This is a genomic window from Frankia alni ACN14a (genome assembly GCF_000058485.1).
Taxonomy (GTDB): Bacteria; Actinomycetota; Actinomycetes; order Frankiales; family Frankiaceae; genus Frankia; species Frankia alni.
On sequence record NC_008278.1, the window covers coordinates 1,659,479 to 1,679,062 of the forward strand.

Annotated in this window: 14 protein-coding genes; 6 read left to right on the plus strand and 8 right to left on the minus strand. The window is 75.2% G+C overall.

Annotation, left to right across the window (positions count from 1 at the left end; translation table 11 throughout):
• Positions 1–3 precede the first annotated feature (3 nt).
• The 4 genes from FRAAL_RS06725 (at position 4) to FRAAL_RS06740 (ending at position 4,466) form a co-directional block, all read left to right on the plus strand.
• Complete coding sequence (locus FRAAL_RS06725) at positions 4–348, plus strand: phosphopantetheine-binding protein (protein WP_011602739.1); 345 nt, start codon at positions 4–6, stop codon at positions 346–348.
• Between the two features lie 99 nt (positions 349–447).
• Positions 448–1,350 carry an alpha/beta fold hydrolase gene (locus FRAAL_RS06730; RefSeq protein ID WP_011602740.1) on the plus strand — a complete coding sequence of 301 codons (903 nt, stop codon included), beginning with the start codon at positions 448–450 and terminating at the stop codon, positions 1,348–1,350.
• A gap of 10 nt (positions 1,351–1,360) precedes the next feature.
• Entirely contained in the window at positions 1,361–2,551 is a 1,191-nt protein-coding gene (locus FRAAL_RS06735; protein ID WP_011602741.1) for a glycosyltransferase, read from the plus strand.
• A 52-nt stretch (positions 2,552–2,603) separates the two neighbouring features.
• Positions 2,604–4,466: a class I SAM-dependent methyltransferase gene (locus FRAAL_RS06740; protein WP_041938939.1), complete on the plus strand. Its 1,863-nt coding sequence runs from the start codon at positions 2,604–2,606 to the stop codon at positions 4,464–4,466.
• 256 nt (positions 4,467–4,722) lie between these two features.
• On the opposite strand, the gene tenA is transcribed toward FRAAL_RS06740, so the two are convergent.
• From tenA to FRAAL_RS06770, 6 genes are all read right to left on the minus strand, one after another.
• Positions 4,723–5,439 (minus strand): thiaminase II, encoded by a 717-nt coding sequence (gene tenA / locus FRAAL_RS06745; RefSeq protein WP_011602743.1) that lies wholly within the window; start codon positions 5,437–5,439, stop codon positions 4,723–4,725.
• The gene (locus FRAAL_RS06750) at positions 5,436–6,452 is read right to left on the minus strand and encodes an ABC transporter substrate-binding protein (RefSeq protein WP_041938940.1); all 1,017 of its coding nucleotides are present in this window, start codon (positions 6,450–6,452) and stop codon (positions 5,436–5,438) included. Before FRAAL_RS06750 ends, tenA begins: the two co-directional genes overlap by 4 nt.
• Complete coding sequence (locus FRAAL_RS06755; RefSeq protein WP_041938941.1) at positions 6,449–7,213, minus strand: ABC transporter permease; 765 nt, start codon at positions 7,211–7,213, stop codon at positions 6,449–6,451. The genes FRAAL_RS06750 and FRAAL_RS06755 overlap by 4 nt, the downstream gene beginning before the upstream one ends.
• Before the next feature lie 5 nt (positions 7,214–7,218).
• On the minus strand, positions 7,219–8,055 hold the full coding sequence (locus tag FRAAL_RS06760) for an ABC transporter ATP-binding protein (protein ID WP_011602746.1): 837 nt from the start codon (positions 8,053–8,055) through the stop codon (positions 7,219–7,221).
• A gap of 729 nt (positions 8,056–8,784) precedes the next feature.
• Entirely contained in the window at positions 8,785–9,714 is a 930-nt protein-coding gene (locus FRAAL_RS06765; RefSeq protein WP_041938942.1) for a type IV toxin-antitoxin system AbiEi family antitoxin domain-containing protein, read from the minus strand.
• A gap of 98 nt (positions 9,715–9,812) precedes the next feature.
• Positions 9,813–12,224 carry a hypothetical protein gene (locus tag FRAAL_RS06770; protein WP_231861543.1) on the minus strand — a complete coding sequence of 804 codons (2,412 nt, stop codon included), beginning with the start codon at positions 12,222–12,224 and terminating at the stop codon, positions 9,813–9,815.
• A 414-nt stretch (positions 12,225–12,638) separates the two neighbouring features.
• Here FRAAL_RS06770 and FRAAL_RS06775 point away from each other — a divergent pair, with 414 nt between their 5' ends.
• Positions 12,639–13,622, plus strand: coding sequence for a hypothetical protein (locus FRAAL_RS06775; protein WP_041938944.1), 984 nt, complete (start codon positions 12,639–12,641; stop codon positions 13,620–13,622).
• 16 nt (positions 13,623–13,638) lie between these two features.
• Here the strand turns inward: FRAAL_RS06775 and FRAAL_RS06780 are convergent, their stop codons facing one another.
• A complete protein-coding gene (locus FRAAL_RS06780; protein WP_041938945.1) occupies positions 13,639–16,926 on the minus strand; it encodes an ATP-binding protein in 3,288 nt (1,095 codons plus the stop codon).
• Between the two features lie 658 nt (positions 16,927–17,584).
• Between FRAAL_RS06780 and FRAAL_RS06790 the strand changes: the two genes are divergently transcribed.
• Complete coding sequence (locus tag FRAAL_RS06790) at positions 17,585–18,361, plus strand: L,D-transpeptidase family protein (RefSeq protein WP_083866984.1); 777 nt, start codon at positions 17,585–17,587, stop codon at positions 18,359–18,361.
• 15 nt (positions 18,362–18,376) lie between these two features.
• Here the strand turns inward: FRAAL_RS06790 and gnd are convergent, their stop codons facing one another.
• A complete protein-coding gene (gnd, locus tag FRAAL_RS06795) occupies positions 18,377–19,402 on the minus strand; it encodes a phosphogluconate dehydrogenase (NAD(+)-dependent, decarboxylating) (protein ID WP_011602754.1) in 1,026 nt (341 codons plus the stop codon).
• Between the last annotated feature and the right edge of the window lie 182 nt (positions 19,403–19,584).

A 19,584-nucleotide genomic window follows, 5' to 3' on the forward strand; every position in this document is an offset into this window, starting at 1 on the left:
ATCATGTCTGTTCAGGGGACGGCGGGACCGGTCGGCGCGGGCCGGGCGCAGACCGAGACGCGGGTGCTCGGCGAGGTCACCGAGGACCTGCGCGAGGTCATCGGCGAGGAGTACGTGATCGACATGGACATCACCATGGAGACCACGTTCAGCCAGGACCTGGAGCTGGAGAGCATCGAGTTCGTGGCGCTCGCCGACCGGCTGCGGGAGCGCTACGGCGAGGCCGTCGACTTCGTCGGCTTCCTCGCCAGGATGGACGTCGACCAGGTGATCAACATGCGGGTCGGTGAGGTCGTCCGGTTCATCGTCGACAGCCTGCCGGCGCCCGCGACCGCCGGATCCGCCTGACGGCCGCTCGGCGCATCCGGTCCCGACCGACCGGCATCCCGCATACGACTGGCATCCCGCATACGACTGGCATCCCACATCGACAAGGAGGCAAGGACCGTGGCTGAGGTCATCGCGAACGGCGTCCGCCTGCACGTGCAGCGGCTCGAACCCCGCGGGGGCGCGTCCGCGGACTCGCCGATCGTCGTCATGGTGCACGGCATGGTGATGGACAACATCTCCAGCTTCTACTTCTCGCTGGGCACCTGCCTGGCCGACGCCGGCTGCGACGTCATCTGCTACGACCTGCGCGGTCACGGCCGCAGCGAGCGCACCCCCGGCGGCTACCGCCTCGCCGACTCGATGGCCGACCTTGCCGGGCTGCTCGACGTCCTCGGGGTGGACCGCCCGGTGCACGTCGTCGGCAACAGCTACGGCGCGACGCTGGCCCTGGCGTTCGGGTTGGAGTTCACCGCCCGCGTCGCGAGCCTGACGCTCATCGAGCCGCCGTTCCTCATCGAGGGCCTGGGCGAGGAGATGGCCCGGTCGCTGAGCCAGATCCTCGTCGCGATGACCGACGACGAGGTCGAGGAGTGGCTCGACAACGGCGCCGGCCGGGCGATCACCAAGGCCACCCGGGCCGCCCAGCGGCTGCTGTCCGACACGACGATCGCCACCGACATGCTGGCGACGCCGGCGTTCTCCGCCGAGGCGCTCGCCGCGCTGCCGATTCCGGTGCTCGCCGTCTACGGGGAGAACTCCGACATCATCGGGCAGGCCGCCGGGCTCGCCGCCCTCGTCCCCGAGTGCACCCTGATCGTGCTGGAGCACCACACCCACATGGTGCTGCGCGAGGCCACCGGCTACCTGCGCAGCCTGCTGGCCTGGTGGCTGTTCGACCGGCGCACGCCCCCGCCGCCCTACGTCCGTGACACCGAACGGCGCTTCGCCACGCCCGAGTGGGTGACACAGATGGTGCCGCCGCCCGACCTGAACGCCGGGCGCCGCCCGGCGGTGGGCTGAGGAGCCGGCCGTGAGCCGCGTCCTGTTCGTCGTGCCGCCGCTGACCGGGCACGTGAACCCGGCCGTGGGGATCGCCGGAGAGCTCGCCGACCGCGGTCACGCCGTCGCCGTCGCCGGTCACGCGGGCGTGATCGGCGGGCTGGTCCCGCCGGGGCTGCCGCTGCTGGCGCTGCCGGAGACGCTCAGCGAGGCCGACCGCGCCGACATCGTCACCCGCTCCCGGGCGCTGCGCGGCCCGGCGTCGCTGAAGTTCCTGTGGGAGGACTTCCTGCTGCCGCTGGCCGCGGCGATGGAGCCGGCCGTGGACGCGGCCATCGACGCGTTCCGCCCGGATGTGCTGGTCATCGACCAGCAGGCGGTCGGCGCGGCGCTGGTCGCCCGCCGTCGGCGGCTGCACTGGGCCACCCTCGCCACGACGTCCGCCGAGTTCGACGACCCGTACGGGGTGCTGGCCGGGCTCGGCCAGTGGGTCGCCGACCTGCTGCAGGAGTTTCAGCTCGCCCACGGCGTGCCCGTCGGCGAGGCCTCCGCCGTCGACCTGCGGTTCTCCGACGAGCTCACCCTCGTCGCGTCCGTGCGGGAGCTGCTGCGTACCCCCGAGATGCCCCGCCACGTCGCCTTCGTCGGCAGCCTGGTCGGCCGGCGGGCGCAGACCTCCTCCTTCCCCTGGGAGTGGCTCGACCCGGACCGTGACGCGGTGCTCGTCTCCCTCGGCACGGTGACCCGGGAAGCCGGCGGGCGGTTCCTGCGGGCCGCCGCGGAGGGCCTGCTGGGCCTGGCGGGACGGGCACAGGCCGTCATCGTCGCCCCGCCCGGCCTCGTCGACGACCTGGCCGCCGCCGCCCCCGACGACCTGCTCGTCGCCCCGTTCGTGCCGCAGGTCGAGCTGATGCCGAAGCTGGCCGCGGTGGTCTGCCACGCCGGCAACAACACGGTCTGCGAGGCGCTGTCCCGCGGAGTTCCGCTGGTCGTCGCCCCGGTCCGCGACGACCAACCGATCATCGGCGAGCAGGTCGTGCGCAGCGGCGCGGGCTTACGGATCAAGTTCGGCCGGGCCGGACCGGCGGCCGTGCGCGGCGCGGTGACGTCTCTGCTCGACGAGCCCGGCCACCGTCAGGCCGCCGGGCGGCTGCGCGACGCCTTCGCCGCGGCGGGAGGGGTTGCGGCCGCCGCCGACCGGCTTGAGAAACTCGCCGCATGACGTTTCGCCGGCGTGGTGGCGCCGCGGTCGGGCCGGTACGGGGCTGACCGCCGTGCTCGACTGGCTGCCGGTCCTGGTCTGCGTCGGCCTGCTCATCAACGGGGTGCGGCTGCGTGGCCGGCTGCGCCGCCTGGAGACCGTGCCCGCCTCCGGCCGGCCGGTGGACCCGTCGCACGAGTTCCTCGTCGCCGACGGGGTGCAGCTGACCGACAGCGGGCGGCGCGCGGCCAGCTACCACGCCAGCCGGGACAAACTCGACGTCCTCGATCTCGTGCCCGCGGACCTCACCGTCGAACGTGCCCTCGACCTGGCCCGCATGGTCGACACCCGCACCTACCGCACCGACCGGTGCGTGCCCGGCCGCGGCGCCTTCCAGGCGCTGCTGGTCCGCTCGGAGATCCTCGACCGGGCCGGCATCACCCGCCGCGACGGCTTCGACCCGGTGGAACTCGTCGACATCACCGAACGGCTGAAGACCTTCGCGTCCGGGTCGACCGACCTCGCCGTCCTCCCGGGGCTGCGCGCGGCCCGGGAGGACGCCGCGATGCGCGTGCGGGTCCAGCAGCGGGCCTATCGGTTCACCCGGCGCAACCAGCTCTTCCCGTTCGTGCCGCAGCTTGCCACCGCCATCGGCGTGCACGTCAACCGGCCGTGGGGACTCGCGGCCACGGCGCTGTTCTGGTTCCAGCCGTTCTTCGTCTGCGCCGGCCGGGTGCCGCTGTCCCCCCGCGACCTGATCCGCTCCCCGATCGTGCGCATCCTCAGCGGGCTGCTGTTCGTCATCGACTCGGTGCGCGCCGGTCGCGCGCAGGCCGCGCGGGCCGCCGAGGCCAAGGCCGCCGGGCTGCCCGCCGATCCGGTCAAGCACGCGGCGAAGCAGCGTACGGCGGCCAGCCGGGCCTCCTACGGCCGCGACGTCCGCGCCGGCCTGGCCCGGTTCCTGCGCCGCGCCCGGGCGGACTGCCCGTGGTGCGGTTCGGTGGAGCTGGCCACCCGGCTCGACTCGCCCGACATGTTCCTGCGCAAACCCGGCCGGTTCCGCCTCGACGGCTGCCGGCGCTGCGGGCACGTGTTCCTCAACCCGGGGCTGAGTCCCGCCGGCCGCGAGTTCTACGACCGGGACCGGTACGACGGCCTGCGCACCGGCATCGCCGAGCAGGCCCTGGCGGTGATCGCCCGCGACCGCCGCGGGCAGGCCGCCGCCGTGCGCCCGTTCACCGTCCCGCGCACCTGGCTGGACGTCGGCTCCCGCTACGGCCACTTCCCCAACGCGGCCCGCGAGGTGTGGCCGGCGACGGTGTTCGACGGGGTCGACACGTTCGCCGGGTTGGACGAGGGCCTGCGGCGCGGCTGGCTCGACCATGCCCACCACGGCCGGCTGCCCGACGTCGTCGAGGCGGTCGCCGGCCGCTACGACGTCATCAGCATGTTCGGCTACCTGGAACGCGCCGACGACCCGTCCGCGGAGCTCGACGCCGTCGCCAAGGCGTTACCGCCCGGCGGCCACATGCTGTGCGAGCTGGCGAACCCCGAGTGCCACCAGGCCCGCTGGCTCGGCCGGTTCTGGGCCGGCTGGGCGGTGCCGGAGCGGGCGCATCTCATCCCCGTCGACAACCTGCTCGCGGCGCTGGAGGACCGGGGGCTGCGGCCCGTGCTGGTGCGGTTCGCCGCCAGCCGTGGCCTCGGCGACCTCTCCGCCGCCCTGCTGCTCGTCGTCGCCGCCATCGCGCCGCGTCCCATGCCCTGGCTGCGCCAGGCCGCCGGGCCCGCCCACCTGGTGGCCTGGGGCGCCATGATGGCGGTGGTCAGCCCCCTGCTGATCACCGCCCGGCTCCTCGACCGGCTCGCCCGCCGTTACGTCCACGGCGCCGGCTTCGCGGGCACCTACCTGGTGATCGCCCGCAAGGAGGTCTGAACCTCCGCTGGCCGACCCGTCGCGGCCGACGGCATCAGCGTGACAACCACACGACCGCGTGCCGAGCCCGGGCCGGGGCCGATTGCGGTGCGTTGTGCACGGTCGGAGCCCGCGAATCGTGCACATCGCACCGCAATGCTGCCCGCGCACCGCAATGCTGCCCGCGCACCGCATGCGGCCGCCGAGGGAAGGCGGCAGGGCGGCACCCGCGCTGCTCGCCGCCGGAGCCGGGCTTCCGCCGCGCGGCCGGGGCCGGTCAGATCGGCCAGGTCTCGCGGCGCCAGGCGGCGTCCCAGAACATCCACTCGTAGCGTGCCGTCACCGCGAAGTGGTCCGCGGCCCGCACCAGTTCCGGCTCCGACGCGAATGCGCCGACCCGGTCGGTGAGGGCGACGACCCGGTCCGCCACCGCCTGGAACGCCGGATCACCGTAGGCGGCGATCCACCGCGCGTACACCGGGTCGGGGGAGGAGTCGGCGAGCAGCCGCGCGCCGACCCGGGCGTAGATCCAGTAACACGGCAGCACCGCGGCGAGCCCCTCCAGGAACGAGCCGCCGTAGACGGTCGCGAGCAGGTAGCTGGTGTACGCGCGGGTCGTCGGCGCCACCGTCGCCACGCCGCCCGGCGGGGTGCCACCCGGCGCGGGGTCACCGGGCGCGGGGCCGCCGAGCGCGTCGAGGAGGTCGACGTGCATGGCCTGCTCGGCGGCGACCGCCTCGGCGGCGTCGTTCGCGAGTGCCCGCACGTCGTCCTCGGTGGGCGCCTTGGCCGCGCAGACGGCCAGGGCCCGGGCGTAGTCCCGCAGGTAGTGCGCGTCCTGGATGACGAAGTGCGCGAACGCGGCCCGCGGCAGGGTGCCGTCCGTGAGGCCGGTGAGGAACGGATGGCGCAGGATCGCCTCGTAGACGGGCTCGGTGGACGCCCACAGTCGCGCGCTGAACAGCGGCGAGGGCGTGCCCTGCGCCGCGGTCACGGCTTGGGCAGGTAGTCGTTGGTGACGACGTCCGCCGTCGGGACCGTGGCCTTGATCAGTCCCTCGGAGTGCATCCAGCGGATGAACGACGTCCAGGCGCCCGTGTCCATCCGGCCGAAGCCGGCCGGGTTGCGCAGCAGCGGGGCCGTCGCCTGGACCATCTTCGGCAGCAGCTTGGGGTCGTACCCGTCGGCGACGCCCGACAACGTCTTCTCCGCCTTCGCCGGGTCGTCGAGGGCTCGCGCGTTGCCCGCCGCGGTCGCGCGCAGGAAGTCGCGGACGAGGGTCGCGTACGCCGGGTCGCTGGCGAGCCGGCTGCGCCGGGCGACGACGACCAGCTCGTCGTACTGCGGCACCCCGGCCTCGGTCACCGGGATGATCTTCGGGGCCAGGCCGCGGTCGGCGAGGGTGACGCCCTCGACGTTGCGGTAGGCACCGAGGGTGGCCTGCACCTTTTTGGAGATCATGGCGGGCAGCAGGTCGGCGCCGACGTCGACGCGGTGGATCGCAGCGGGGTCGAAGTGGTTGGCCTTCGCGATCGCGTCGAGAAAGGCCTCGTCGGTGCGCAGCCCCGAGGTGCCGACCGTGGCCCCGGCCAGGTCGGCCGGCTTCGTGATGCCGGCCGAACCCACGGCCATGATTGAGTTCAGGGCGGTGGGGATGAGGGCGCCGACGGCGACGACGTCGAGCTTCTCGACCCCGGCGATGACCACTTCGGGTTCGTAGGAGATGCCCAGGTCGACGGTGCCGGTGCTGACGAGCTTGAGCGGGTCGGACGGATCCGACGGCGAACGCAGGGTGACGTTCAGCCCGGCGTCGGTGTAGTCGCCGGCGTCCTGCGCCGAGTACAGCGCGAGGTGGTCCGGGTTGGGCTCCCAGTCGAGCAGCACCGTGGTGGCCCGGCGCTGGGCGCCGGACGAGCCGTCGGAGCCGCAGGCCGTGACGGCCGCGAGCGTGACGGCGGCGAGTGCGGCCGCCATCATGGTCAGCCGGCGGGAGCTCGGCGAGATCATCGGTGGTTCCCTTCTCGGGTGGGACTGCGGTGCCAGGGGACGAGCAGCCGTTCGGCGCCGTTCACGATCGCGAACAGGGCCACGGACATCGCGGTGAGCAGCACGATCGCGGCGAACACCAGCGCGGACTGGAGCTGGGGGACACCCTGGCGCATCACGTGGCCCAGCCCGTCGGAGGCGCCCGAGTACTCGCCGAACACCGCGCCGGTCGCCGCGTAGGCGGCGGCGAGGCGCAGGCCGGTGAACACCGAGGGCAGCGCCGCCGGGAACTCCACCCGGGTGAAGATGGCGACCCGTCGACCGTGCAGCGTCCGCATCATCCGGACGAGCTCCGGATCCACCGAGGCGAGGCCGTCGAGGGTGCCGACCACCACCGGGAAGAAGCAGATGAGCGCCACCAGGATGAGCTTCGGGGTGATGCTGTAGCCGAAGATGATCGCCAGGATCGGGGCGAGGACGACGACGGGGACCGTCTGGGAGCCGATGAGCAACGGGTACAGCGCTCGGCGGGCCGCGGCGGAGAAGTGCAGCGCGCAGCCGAGCGCGAGCCCGCCGGCGACCGAGAGGGCGAAGCCGAGGACGATCTCCGTCCCGGTGACCCAGGTGGCGCTGCGCAGGGTGCTGTCCCACCGGTCGGCCAGCGTCGTCGCCACCTGGTCCGGCGCCGGCAGGATGTACTCCTCGACGTGCAGCACCCGGGTGACGAACTCCCAGGCGCCGAGCAGCACGATGCCGACGAGGACGCTCGGCCACAACCGCATCGCGGTCAACGGGCGCTCTCCAGGTGGGCGAGGACGCTGTCGCGCAACGCGATGAATGCGGGGTCCGCGAGCCGGGCCCGCCGCGCCGCGGCGCCGGTGCCGGCGTAGGGCGGCACGTCGACGGAGGCGACGATCCGGCCGGGGCGGGCCGACATCACCACCACCCGGTCGCACAGCAGCAGCGCCTCCTCGACGTCGTGGGTGACGAGCACGACGGTGCGGGGCTCGTCGGCGAGCATCGCGCGCAGCCAGTCCTGCAGGTCCGCCCGGGTGATCGAGTCGAGGGCGCCGAACGGCTCGTCGAGCAGCAGCACCGGCTTGTCCGCGGCCACCGTGCGCAGGAACGAGACCCGCTGGCGCATCCCGCCGGAGAGCTGCGCCGGCCGGTGGTCGGCGAACTCGGCGAGGCCGAACCGGTCGAGCAGCGGCCTGACCCGTTGCGACGCCTCCCGGCGGGTCAGGCCCTGGTTCTCCAGCGGGATGCGCGCGTTGGCGAGCACCCCGCGCCAGGGCAGCAACAGGTCGCGCTGGGGCATCCAGGCGCAGCGGGCCAGCCGCCCCGGCGCGTCCGCGGCGCCGAGCACGTCGATGGTGCCGGCATCCGGGCCGGTCAGCCCACAGATCATCGACAGCAGCGTCGACTTGCCGCACCCGCTCGGGCCGACGACGCCCAGGCGGCCGTTGGGGGGAACGGACAGGTCCGCGCCGGCCACCGCGGTGATGTCGCCGAATCGCTTGGCGACCCCACGCAGCTCCACACCCGGCCCCGCCGGCCGGCGGGGATCGCCCGGCGCCGGCTCCGGCGCCGGGGCCGTCGGCGGGACCGATCGGCGTGCGAACACGACATCTCCTCTCTGCTGCGGTGCTGCTGTCCTACGGCGGCTGCCAGCAGGTGCGTGTCGGTGCACTCGGGGCCACTCGTGGACCGGCCCCGAGTGTCGGGCGGCGGGCGCCTGGACGAGCGCCGCGGCGAACCGTCCGCGCGGCAACCGGTCCGACGCGGCCGGCCCGGAGGCAACCGGTCCGCGGCGATCGGTGGATTGCGGACCGGCCGGGCGGCGACCAACCGGTGAGGCGGGCCTGTCCTGCACGGAGCCGGTGACCGCCGACGGCCCCGGCTGCCTGCACCCGGCCGGGCGCTGCCACGCCGGCGCGGGCCGCCGCTGCGCGCCGCCCGGTGGCGGGAAGGGGACGGGGTGCCCCCGGCGCCCGGTCGGACCGCGAGAGCGCCCCCGCCGGCGGAGCGGGACCCTAGCGCGCCGTCGGGCCGCCCGGGTCGATGGCGCCGGGGGGCGGTGCCGGGGGACGGTGCGGCGGCGCGGGGCGGGTGAACATGGGCGGGCACGGCAGCGGCCGCCCGCGACGGATGGAGACGATCCGAGCCCGACGCGCCACGGCCATCACTCCCTACGCCGGAATTACCCGGACAGGTTCAGGCGGTCGGCGGCGCCGGGCTTCTGCCCAGCCGCCCTCTCAGCCTCCTCGGGTGGAAGCTCCCGCAACGTTCGCTCAAAGTTACGGCAAGATCAGGCCGCCGCCAACCCCTCCGCCTGCGGGCGGTGGCCGCCTCGTCAGGAGGCCAGGGCCCGCTGGGGGCGATCCGTCGGCGGCACCCAGCCCCGCTCGCGCAGGGCCCCGGCGACGATCTCGGCCGCGTCGTCCGGTGCGGTCCGCAGCAGGTGCGCCGGCAGCCGGATCAGGGTGTCCTGACCGGAACCACACTGGGTGACCGGCTGCTTCGCGGTCGGTTCGACCGCGACCTCGACGCGCACCCGCCACGGCTCATAACGCACGGTGAGCCGTGAGGTCGGCTCGTCCGCCGGACCCTCGACCCGGTAGCCCGCGGGGGGCAGCTCGCGCCGCCGCTCGATCCGGCGGAACATGATCTCGGTGAGGTGCGGCGCGTCCGCACCGAGTCGATCCAGCGTCTCGGCGATCAGCGTGCGGCGGCTGATCGGGCCGCGCCGCGACAACGCCTCGCGCAGGCCGCGGACGGTGACGATCTGCTGGTGCACGGCGTCGGCGAGGACATCCTGCGCCAGGCTCCGGGACGCGGCCCACTCCGCCATGTCGATCAGGGAGCGGGCCGGGGTGGTCCGCGGGGGCAGTCGGAGCGGGTCGATCTCGCTGGATCTCAGGCGCGCGCTGTGCCGCAGCAGCACCCCCGGCGGAGCGCTGACGCGGCGGTCGGTCGGGACGAGCACGGTCACCGGCTGGGGGTCATGGCCGACCAGCCCGGCGAGCGCCGCCGCGCATCCGCCCGCCAGCACCGCCTCCGGCCCGATGGCCTGCACCGCGGCCCACAGGTGCTGCGGGCCGGCGGTGGGGGTGACGTCGGTGATCAGGACGCCGCGGAAGGGCTGCCGCCAGCGGCCGTCGTCGAGGCGCCGGCGGATCTCGGTGCGGGGGAGGCCGGCGGCGACCGCGTCGCGGATCGTGATCACGCCGGCCTGCGGTGTGGCGATCTCCTGCCAGGAGAGTCGGCCAGGGTTATGGGCCATGAGAAGACGATGACGGTTGTTCTTCTGTTGGGCCAGCGTCTTTTTCCAATTGTGGATAACTACTTGAAGCACCTAGCTGTTCACGGAATGTCGACTATTCACGCAGGGTTCGGCGGCTGCTCGCCGAGGCGCCGCCGGCCCCTGCGCGGCGGCCGCCCGTCGTCGCGCGGCCGCCCGTCGGCCGGTGGGTCCGCCACGGGCCGCCCGTACCCGCCAGCCGGCGGGTACGGGCCTGGCGCCGGCTGCTCGCCGATCGGCACCCAGCCGCCGGTCATCCTCCCGGGGCCGGGGCCGGCGGGTGCGGGGCCGGTGGGGGGGCCGGGCCGCGGGGACGGTGGGGCCAGCCGGTAGGCCGACTCCTGCGCGGCCGCAGCGAGGTCCGGGTAGGTCCCGGACGTCGCGGTGGCGATTGGACGCGGCCGGGCCCCGTCCGTCCGGCCCGCCCACCCCCCGACCGGAAGCTGCGCCGACGGGGCGGCGGGCACGGCGAGGCGAACCGCACCCGGCGCCCGGCCGGCCGGCTGCGCCCCCGCGGCCCCGGCCGCACCCCGGGCCGACCAGCGGTCCACCGGTGAGACCCGGGGCAGCAGCACCGTGCCGGGATTGCAGTCGCCCGGAGTCACCCGGCCCGGCCCGTCGACCGGGCTGATGAGCAGGAAGGCGGTGGTCGGCAGGGTCTGCACGGTGGTGGGCTCGATGAGGAACTCGTACACCCGCTGGGTGGTGCTGCCGTCGTTCGTCGAGTCGCTGACCGACGTGTTCGTCGTGCGCTGCCAGGTCTGCGAGCGTGACGTCGTCACGGACTCCTGCCAGCCGGTGTTCGTCGAGGTGTTCTGCAGCCAGGGCAGCAGGCGGGTGCGGTCGTAGGTCCGGCTCGACCCGCCGCTGGTGCCGGTGGTGTCCGAGGTGCCGTCGGAGTAGCCGACGCTGTCGCTGTCGCCGGTGGTGAAGCTCCGCCCGACCTGCGTGGTCACCTGGGACATGACGAACCTGTGACCGCGGCCGATGAACTCCGCCGCGGTCGTCGCGTCCTTGCCGTTGCCGAGCCGCATGATGATCGTTGACCCGCCCTGGCTGCCCAGGACCCGTTCGGCGTCGTCGGCGAGGCGCTCGAAGAGGAGCACGAGGCGCACCCCGGCGATCTCGGCGTGCCGGGCGAGGCCGCCCAGCACCGGTCGACCGAGATGGTCCGCGCCGGCGACGACGAGCATGTCCCGCCCGGCGGCGGGGGCGAGCTCGCGGCGGCGGAGCTGGTGGAGCACCGCCTGGATGACCAGCCGGTCGGCGAGCTCCTTGTGGTGCGTCGACGACGTGCGGCTGGAGGTCGCCAGCACCCGCAGCCCCTGGACCGGCCACCAGGTGGCCAGCCGGCGCAGACCCCCGGCACCCCGGCCGCCGCCCACAGCCGCCCGCGCGGCGGCCGCGGCCGAGGCGTCCGGCGGGCAGAGTGCCTCCAGCGAGGAACGCAGGTACCGCAGCTCGTCGGGGATCCGTTCGCCGCGGCCGAAGGCGTTCATCCGGCCGACGAGCGCGCCGGCCTCGGCCGTCGACAACGCCGCGGCCGCCGTGCCGTCGTCGAGACCCTCCAGCACGCGCAGGCCCTCGGCCAGCCGGCGGAAGGTCAGCCGCTCGCCGAGGACCTGACCCACCGTGGTCACCAGGTCGGCGTGCAGCGCCCGCCGGTGATGGTCCTGATCGCCCTCGCGGGTCGGGCCGAAGGCGTCCGCGACGAGCTCACCGGCCTCCCGCGGGCCGAGCCCGTCGAGCAGCGCGACCTCGTCGAGCTGGCCGGGCAGGTCCCAGGACTCGACCGGCCAGCGGGCCTGCCCGGCCAGCCGCGCCAACCCGCCGCCGACCGTCCGCTCGCTCAGGTCCACCAGCAGGATGCCGGTGCCGCCGGTGAGCACCGAGCAGCCGGCGGTGGCCAACAGACTGGCCCAGCCGTTGCCGTCACCGCCGAAGACGTCGACCCGCGGGGTCGCGGCCGGCGTCACGATGGGGAAGAAGGCGCTGGCGGCCTCCCGGCGCCGCTCGTCGGCCCGGATGTGCGCGTCGATCTCGGCCTGCCAGGAGACCACCGCCTGCTCGTGGGCGGCGCGAGCGCTCGCCGTCGCCGTCACCGTCCGGCGGCGGGCGCGCACCAACTGGCGATGGCGCACCAGTGGAGCCAGGCCGGCGAGCAGCGCGAGGGCGAACCCGGCCGGCACGAAGAACAGCCCGCCCTCGGACGCCAGCAGAAGCCCAAGGACGACGAAGGCCCCGGGCACCGGCAGCCGCTTCCACAGCGCCCGGATCGACCGGCTCCGCCGGGCGGCCAGCTCGGCCAGGTCGGGCAGCGCCGGTGGCGTCCAGACGGGGCGATCGTCGGCGAGCGGGCTCGGCGTCGCCGGGCCGCCGTCGACGAACTCCCACCCCCAGCGTTCCCGCGGGACGAACAGCCCCTGGATGAGCTGGGCCTCCGCCGCCGTCAGGGCTGCGCCCCCCATCGTGACCCCCGCCAGTCGCGTCATCGTCGGACCTGGCCCGCCAGCCCGACGCCGCCCGGCCTGCGGCGGCGCCGTCGACGGCGAGCACAGCGCGTGGCGAACCTCGGTCCCTCCGTCTCCAGTATGGCGCCTGGTGTCCACTCTGTCGCGTTCTGCGCCGGCCCTCGCCGGAGGGCCGGTCGGTCGCCCGCGTGCCTAGACCGGCTGGTTCGTACGCCCCAGGGAACGGCCGGCGCGAAGCGGCCCGCGGCCCGCGGCCCGCGGCCCGCGGGCTGTCGGCTTCCCGACAGCCCGTCGCCGGCTCGGAGCCGTTGCCGCAGGCCACCTGGTGCCAGCCCGGTCGGGCCCGGCGTGGGGCGTCGGTGAGATCCGCCGATGCGGCCAGCCACGAGCGCGAACCTTTCTAGGCTCGCCTCGACATCGAACGGGGGATGGCTGATGGTGCGGGACGGCCGGCGGGTTGTCGGGATCGGTGTCGTCGTGGTGGCGCTGCTGGGGACGGCAGCCGCCTGCGGAGGGGGCGACGGGGCCACGGGCGTACCGACCGCCTCCGCCGGCACGATCGCGCCCGCGCCGCTACCGCGCCCCGCGCCCACGCCGACCGGCGTCGCCCCCGAGGCCTACCAGCAGGTGCTGACGGGCGTGGACGCCGCGCTCACCCCGGATCTCGCCGCGGTGTCGGGCGCCCAGACGCCGACCGATCTGGCCGGGGCGCTGCGCACGGCCGAGACGGACCTGACGACCCAGCGCACGACCCTGGCCGGCACCGACCCGCCGGTGCCGGCGCGCGCCGCGCACGGGCAGCTCGTCGCCGCACTGGTCGCGCTCGGCGCCGACCTGGACAGCCTGCGCGCCGACGCCGACCGGCAGGTGGTGTGCACCGGCAGCTCGGGCGGGCGGCGAGCGTCGGCCGGCAACGGCGCGCACCTGACCCGGCTGGCCGTCGCGGCGCTCGCGGCGGCGGACCCGGCCCACCCGTACCGGGTCGGCGCGTTCCTGCCGACCGGCGAGCCGGACCAGACCCGGCGGCCGGACAACGGCAGCGTCGGCCCCGGCCGGCGCGGCGGCTACGGCAAGGTCACCGTCGAGGCGCCGCCGTCCCAGGACGCCGTGGTCAAGCTGACCGAGGGCGGCGCGAGGGTGCGCAACATCTTCGTACGGGCCGGCAGCAGCACGACCGTCGACGGGCTGCCCGACGGTCACTTCGACGTCTTCTACACCCTCGGCGAGGACTGGGACACCGACGCCGCCCGGTTCACCCGCAGGTGCTCGTTCAACAAGTTCGACAGCGGCGTGGACTTCTCGACCCGGCACCTGTCGACGTCGATCGAGTACACGACGTACCAGCTCACCCTGTTCGACGTGGCCGGAGGCAACGCCACGAGCGTGCCGGTCCCGGTGGCGGACTTCCCCGGCTCCTGATGACCCGGCCACGCGCTCACCGGCCGGCCGCGGCTGATTCCGGCGCCTCGGGCCCGGCCAGCGGCCCGCCGGGGCCCGTCTCGACGAGGTTGGCGATCTGGTCGACCAGGTCCGTCAGGCCGGGCCCGGCGCAGGCGTGCTCCAGCGCGATCGCGACGGCCCCGGCGTCCGTCCCGCCGGCGAGTTCGCGCACCGCGTCGACCAGCCCGCTCGCCGTCACGTCGCCGACGCTGACCTGGTCCTCGCCGCCCGCGTACACCGGGCTGGCGCGCAGCCAGGCGAGCTGCTCGCCGATCGTGGCGCCGGCGACGGCCAGGCCGCGGTCCTGCCAGGACGCGGTCAGCGGATGCGGGCCCGCGTCCGGACCCTGCCGGCGCACGGCCTCGCCGAGCGCCAGCCGGACGTCCTGCCAGCGGTAGACGCCCGCGGTGAACCGCCGGGAGTCCACCGGTGCGTCGGCGGACGCGGACGGCCCGACCAGCAGTCGGCGCAGCGTGGCGCGCAGCGCGGCGGCGAAGTCGTCCGCGTCGACGGACGGGCGCAACAGCCGGGCGCGGGCGTCGGTGGCCCGGTCGGTGGCGTGCGCGAGCAGGCAGTCGAGCCGCCGCGGCGGCTGCGCGGCCAGCATCGCGCGCAGCGCCGGCGAGGGGGCGAACGGCGCGAGTCCCAGCACGTGCGCGAAGCCCATCACCTGGTGGGCCGCGACCGCCTCGACCCAGAGCACCAGCCGGGCGTCGTCGGCGGCCAGGGCCGCGGTCTCGGTCTCCTCCAGGGTGCACGCCCGCCCGACGGCGCACGCCGCGCCGCAGTGCAGGCTGCGCCGGCCGGCCAGCGGGACCCGGTCGTACCGGGCGAGGTGCGGCGACTCCCGGGCGTCGCCGGCGACCATCCGGGCCAGCACCGGGCGGTCCATGCCGTCCACGCTGACGGCGGCCACCCCGGCCGGCAGCGCCACGACGGCCTCGGACTGCTCCGGGCGCAGGTTCATCGTGGCACCGACGGCCTCTCGGTCGTCGGCGGCGGGCAGCCGGTGCATCACCTTCAGCGCGGTGTTCTTGATGACGTCGGGCAGGATCTTCGCCGGGATCTGCTCCACGACGACGAGGCCCTCGCCGTAGGCGCGGATCTCGGCGAGCAGGGAGGCGAACAGCTCCACCGCGGCCGCGGCCGGCCCGTCGGTGACGTTCTTGAGCAGCCGGTGCGCCTCCTCGACGACGAGGACGTGGCGCAGCCCGCCGGCGCCGGCCGCCCCGAACCGCACCCGCAGGTGCTCGACGATGCGGATGAGCACCGCCCCGAGCAGGAACGCCTTGTCCTGGTCGCTGGTGATGTCCTCAAGCTCGATGACGACGTTGCGGGTCAGCAGGGCGCCGATGTCGATGGGATGGCCGCCCTCGAAGAACCGCCCCGGGCTGCCCTCCCGCAGGCTGCCGATGCGGACGTCGACGAACCCGCGGACGTCGGCAGTGACCTCCGCCCCGTAGCCGATGTTCTCGACCACCCTGGCGGCGGTTCGCTGCAGGTCGCCGAGGGTCGGGTAGCGCCGCCGAACCTCGACGGGGTCGTCCGCGTCCGGCCCGTAGACGCGAAACCGCGGCCGGTACGGCGGCTCGGGCCGGTCGAGTACCAGGTTCCACCCCAGGTCCCGGTAGCAGACGGTGAGCGCCCGGGCCAGGACCTGGGGGAACGGCTCGTGCGCCTCGAACGCGGCGAGGAACAGCGCGCGGACCAGGTCGAGGTGGCTCTGCAGCGGGAAGCCGGCCTCCGGCTCCAACGGGTTCAGCGACGCCGGCGCCGCGTCCAGCCGGCCCGGCCGGATGACGAGCACCTCACCCGGCCGCGCGGCATCCCCGACGTCCGGCGGTCCGGCCAGGTCGGCCAGCCGGCCCGCCATCCGCGCGTACTCCGCCTTCGCCGGCTCCAGCACCAGCCACGGCACCGGCGCCGGGGCGCGGGCCAACGACTCCAACAGCGACCGGACGGTCTGCGACTTGCCGGAGCCGGTGGCTCCGCAGACGAACGCGTGCCGGTTGAGCGTGGACCGGGGGACGGCGAGCGTGCCGGCCGGCGACCAGCCGGCGTCGAGGACGTCACCGAGCCGCACCGCCCCGGGGGCGCCGCGGGGATCCGCGGGCCCGCTGCCGTCCGGGCCCTCCGGCGTCACGTCGAACGTGTGCGGGGTGATGAGCGTGATGCCCGGAAGTTCCCGGCCGGGCGGTCGGGCCAGCGCCGCGAGCAGCTCGGCGCCGGCCCGGAACGGGCTGCGCTCCGCCCCGTCCGCGGGATCCGCCGGCCGCGGCGCCCGGGCGCCGGCGAACGACGTCGCGGGGCCCAGCGGGCGCAGCGTGTAGGGCAGCTCGTCGAGATCGCTGGAGCTGCACAGCAGCGCCGCCAGGGAGAACGCGCCGGCCCTGCTGGCCCCGCCGACGAGGATCTCGACGTCCCACATCCCGCTGGCCGCGGCGCGGCCGAGTTCCCGGTGGCGGCGCTCGGCCCGTTCCAGGTCGAGCCGGGCGTCCTGGTCGTGCTCGCGCAGGCGCAGCGCGGGGATGCTCCGGGCGAGGGCGTCGCGTTCCTCGGCGAGGCGGTGCGGTGTGACCGGCCAGGCGAGCACCAGCCAGGCGAACGGGCCGACGAGATGGGCGGCGTAGTCGTCGAACGAGCCGCGCCGCGCGCCGGCCGGAGGCTGGCTGCCGCCCTCCCCGCCCGGTCCGGGCGCCCACAACGCGTCCGGGCTGCCGCCGCAGCGCAGCCAGTACGGGAAACGGGCGAGGTCGTCGAGGACGGCACCGGGCGCCAGCGCGACGGCCGTCGACCCGGGTGGATACAACAGCGGGGCCGGTCCGGCCGCCCGCGGCGCCGACGCGGGCCGGGGGCGGGCGGACCGAGGCGGCCGGGGAAGCGGCGGGAGTGGCGGCAGCCCGCCGTCCTGCGAGCCCGGCCATGCGTCGCCCGGCGGCAGGCCGCCGCCCTCGGGCCATCCGTCGGGGCCGTCGAGGGGCGGCGGGCCGATCGGGGATGGCGGGCCGATCGGGGATGGCGGGGCGGCCGCGGCCGCCGGGATGGTGCCCGGGGGAAAGTAGGGCCGGCCGCCGGCGAGGAAGCGGATGTGGGCCTCGCCCGGCCCGCGCAGCCAGGCGACGGCGACGCCCGGCGCGGCCGGGCTGGGGCCGAGCGAGGTCAGCTCGGCGTGCGCGCCCACGAGCGCGGCGAACAGCGCGGGCGGGACGGGATCGGGACGGTCGGTCCCCTCCGGGCGCCGCGGAGTGGCCAGGATGCGGTGGAACTGGAAGCCGTCGAGCACGATCGTCGGGCCTGATTCGGTGGGGGCCCGAGCGATGGCGGGCCGGGTCGGTGGCTGCCGAGGGCGGTGCCGCGAGCTGATGCGCGCACTGCGGTGCGGTGCGGTGCGCACGCTTTGTCGCGGTGGAATGACCAGAACGTACCGCAATCGACTCTGCGCATCTCGGAGCCGCGTCTATCGGCGACGGGCGTAACCCGGTCGGGCGTGATCCAACGCTCGTCGTGGCCGTGGGGGGCGCGTGGATCGGCGGGTCCGTCCGGTGCTCTGCCTGCGTTCCGGGTGGGTTCGGGACCGCCCCGTGGGGGCGGCGTGGAGCAGTGCGTCGCGGATACGGACGATCCGTCCGGGGTGCATTCCCGATGTCACCCAGCGTTCGGGTGTTGTGGCTGGATGACGGGGGCAGTCCACCGGGGTACCCCACCGAAGCGCGGGAGGCGATCCGTATCGTCGTGACCGGTGCGCCCTGGTCGCACCCCGGTGGCGCGGGCGCGGTCGCCGCCGGGAGCGTCGGCTCTCGACAGCGCGACGCCGTCCCGCCCGCGGCGTCGTTCCGGAGGCCGCAGACATGGCCGATCACCGCAGCAGGCCTCACCGAATCCGGCCGCGCGCGGGCTCCGTGCGCGGCCGGTCGGTCGCCGTCGGCGTCGCGGCTGCCGGCGTGACTCTGGTCGTGGGCGCCGCGGGCGCCGTCCACTTCGGCGGTCCCGGCTCGGAGCGGGACGCGGGGTCGTCGGCGTCGGCCACCGCCTCGGCCGGGTCGACGCCCCTGGCGGCGGGCGCGCAGCCGGTGCGGCCGAGCCGGGTCGAGGGCGCGAACGGCGCGGCGGGGGCCCCGGGCGCGATCCCCGGTATCGGGCCGGTGATGTCGGCGAAGATTCCCCGGGACGCCCTTCAGGTGATCGTCGCCACCGGTGCCGACCGGGACGCGAACACCAACAACGTGACGCTGTGGCAGCGTGCGGACCCGGATGCCCCCTGGGAGCCGTTCGGTGCCCCGCTGACCGGGCGTAACGGCGCCAACGGGTGGACCTTCACCCACCGTGAGGGCGACCTGCGCAGCCCCATCGGGGTGTTCAGCCTGACGGCGGCCGGCGGCCGGTTGCCCGATCCGGGCACCGGCATGCCCTACGAGTACCGGCCGGCGTTCTACCGGACGGCGGCGCCGCAGGGGCAGCCGATGGCCGACGCTTTCAACTACGTCGTCGCCATCGACTACAACCGGCTGCCCGGGCTGCCCCCGTCGGACCCGACCCGGCCGTTGGGCGACCAGGTCGGCGGCGACATCTGGCTGCACGTCGACCATCGGTCGCCGACCCGGGGCTGCGTCGCCGTCGAGCAGGACGCGCTGACGTCGATCCTGCGCTGGCTGAAGCCCACCGCCCACCCCATGATCGTCATGGGTGACGTGGGTGATCTCGCCGCCGACACCACCTGATCCGACCGGCCGGCCTCAGCCGGCCTTCGGAGCGTGCTGCTCCGCATGGCCGCCGAACTGCTTGCGCATCGCGGAGAGCAGCTTGTCCGCGAACAGGCCCTCGCCGCGGGAGCTGAACCGCTCGTACAGGGAGGCGGTCAGCACGTGCGCGGGCACGCCCTCCTCCACCGCGGCGAGCACCGTCCAGCGGCCCTCGCCCGAGTCGGAGACCCGGCCGCTGAACTCGGCGAGTTCGGGGTCCTCCTGCAGGGCGGTGGCGGTGAGGTCGAGCAGCCAGGAGCTGACGACGCTGCCGCGGCGCCAGACCTCCGCGATCGCGGCGGTGTCGAAGTCGTACTGGTAGTACTGCGGGTCGCCCAGCGGGGCCGTCTCGGCGTTGTGCTCCAGGGCTTCCCGGCCGATGTTCGCCTTGTCGAGGATGGCGAGTCCCTCGGCGAACGCGGCCATCATGCCGTACTCGATGCCGTTGTGGACCATCTTGACGAAGTGCCCGGCGCCGTTCGGCCCGCAGTACAGGTAGCCCTTCTCGGCCTGCACCGGCTCGCCGGCGCGGCCGGGGGTGCGGGGGACGGCGCCGACGCCGGGGGCGATCGTCTCGAACAGCGGCTCCAGCCGGGCCACGACCGCCGGCTCGCCGCCGATCATCAGGCAGTAGCCGCGCTCCAGGCCGAACACGCCACCGGAGGTGCCGACGTCGACGTAGTGGATGCCCTTGGTGGCGAGTTCGGCCGCCTTGTGGATGTCGTCGCGGTAGTACGAGTTGCCGCCGTCGATGATGACGTCGTCCGGCGCGAAGTGCTCGGCGACGGCGTCGACGGTCTGCCCGGTCAACCCGGCCGGCACCATGATCCAGGCGGTGCGCGGGGGACGCAGCGCCGCGGCGAACTCGGCGAGCGTCCCCGCTCCCGTGGCGCCCTCGGCCTCCAGGGCCTTGATGGCCTCGGCGTTCACGTCGTAGACCACGCACTCGTGGCCGTCGCGGATCAGCCGGCGAACCAGGTTGGCGCCCATCCGGCCGAGGCCGACCATCCCGAGCTGCATCTTGTCTCCCCGCTCGTTTCGTCACGGCGGCCCGGTGCGGGCGGCTTTGCGCGCACCGGGCCCTGCTTCACGCTCCGACGCCATTGTTCCCTTGACACCCCGCGGCTCCCGGTCACGGGCGGCGCGCCGTCCGTTCGGGCCGGGTGCTTCTCGTCACCGTCGGCGCGCGTACGGTACGACCG

Bases quoted from the DNA above. Each gene is read 5' to 3' on its own strand.
- FRAAL_RS06755 (WP_041938941.1), bottom strand. From the start codon at position 7,213: ATGCGGTTGTGGCCGAGCGTCCTCGTCGGCATCGTGCTGCTCGGCGCC.
- FRAAL_RS06725 (WP_011602739.1), top strand. From the start codon at position 4: ATGTCTGTTCAGGGGACGGCGGGACCGGTCGGCGCGGGCCGGGCGCAG.
- FRAAL_RS06750 (WP_041938940.1), bottom strand. From the start codon at position 6,452: ATGATCTCGCCGAGCTCCCGCCGGCTGACCATGATGGCGGCCGCACTC.
- gnd (WP_011602754.1), bottom strand. From the start codon at position 19,402: ATGCAGCTCGGGATGGTCGGCCTCGGCCGGATGGGCGCCAACCTGGTT.
- FRAAL_RS06775 (WP_041938944.1), top strand. From the start codon at position 12,639: ATGGTGCGGGACGGCCGGCGGGTTGTCGGGATCGGTGTCGTCGTGGTG.
- FRAAL_RS06770 (WP_231861543.1), bottom strand. From the start codon at position 12,224: ATGACGCGACTGGCGGGGGTCACGATGGGGGGCGCAGCCCTGACGGCG.
- FRAAL_RS06765 (WP_041938942.1), bottom strand. From the start codon at position 9,714: ATGGCCCATAACCCTGGCCGACTCTCCTGGCAGGAGATCGCCACACCG.